The organism is Methylococcus sp. S1M, from assembly GCF_051295855.1.
Lineage (GTDB): Bacteria > Pseudomonadota > Gammaproteobacteria > Methylococcales > Methylococcaceae > Methylococcus > Methylococcus capsulatus.
Genome location: NZ_JBPDXO010000029.1, coordinates 1 through 1,188 on the forward strand (window position 1 = coordinate 1; position 1,188 = coordinate 1,188).

The 1,188-nt window shown below is 62.8% G+C and carries 1 protein-coding gene; it reads left to right on the top strand.

The features are described from left to right. On the top strand, nucleotides 1–1,188 hold a 1,188-nt coding region (tuf, locus tag ACSHWJ_RS15920; protein ID WP_017364091.1), incomplete at both ends, for an elongation factor Tu.

Sequence of the window (1,188 nt, forward strand, 5' to 3'; positions counted from 1 at the left end):
TGTCCAAAGAGAAATTTACGCGCACGAAACCGCATGTGAATGTGGGAACGATAGGTCACGTGGATCATGGGAAGACGACGCTGACGGCGGCCCTGACCAAGTGCATGGCGGCGAAGTTTGGGGGTGAATTCAAGGCCTACGACCAGATCGACGCGGCGCCGGAAGAGCGTGCGCGTGGCATCACCATCGCCACGGCTCACGTGGAATACGAATCGGCGGCGCGTCACTACGCTCACGTCGACTGCCCTGGGCATGCCGACTACGTCAAGAACATGATCACCGGAGCGGCCCAGATGGACGGTGCCATCCTGGTCGTGTCCGCAGCCGACGGCCCGATGCCGCAGACCCGGGAACACATCCTGCTGGCGCGGCAGGTGGGTGTGCCCTACATCGTCGTGTTCCTGAACAAGGCCGACATGGTGGACGATCCCGAGCTGCTCGAACTGGTGGAGATGGAGGTGCGTGAACTGCTCTCCAAGTACGATTTCCCGGGGGACGACATTCCGATCATCAAGGGCTCGGCGCTGAAGGCGCTGGAAGGCGATGGCAGCGAAATCGGCGTGCCGGCGGTGGAAGCGCTGGTGCAGGCGCTGGACGACTACATTCCCGAGCCCGAGCGGGCGATCGACCGGCCGTTCCTCATGCCGATCGAAGACGTGTTCTCGATATCCGGGCGCGGCACCGTAGTCACCGGGCGGGTCGAGCGCGGCATCATCAAGGTGGGAGAGGAAATCGAAATCGTCGGCATCCGTCCGACGGCCAAGACCACCTGCACCGGCGTGGAAATGTTCCGGAAGCTGCTGGATCAAGGGCAGGCCGGCGACAACATCGGCGTGCTGTTGCGCGGCACCAAGCGGGAAGACGTCGAGCGCGGACAGGTGCTGGCCAAGCCCGGCAGCATCACCCCGCACACGCACTTCGAAGCCGAGATCTACGTTCTGTCCAAGGAAGAAGGAGGGCGTCACACGCCGTTCTTCAACGGCTACCGGCCGCAGTTCTACTTTCGGACCACTGATGTCACCGGCGCGGTGACGCTGCCGGAAGGGGTCGAGATGGTCATGCCGGGTGACAACGTCAAGATCGAAGTGAAGCTGATTGCGCCGATTGCAATGGACGAAGGCTTGCGGTTTGCCGTGCGCGAGGGCGGTCGTACCGTCGGCGCAGGCGTTGTCTCCAAGATCATCGAGT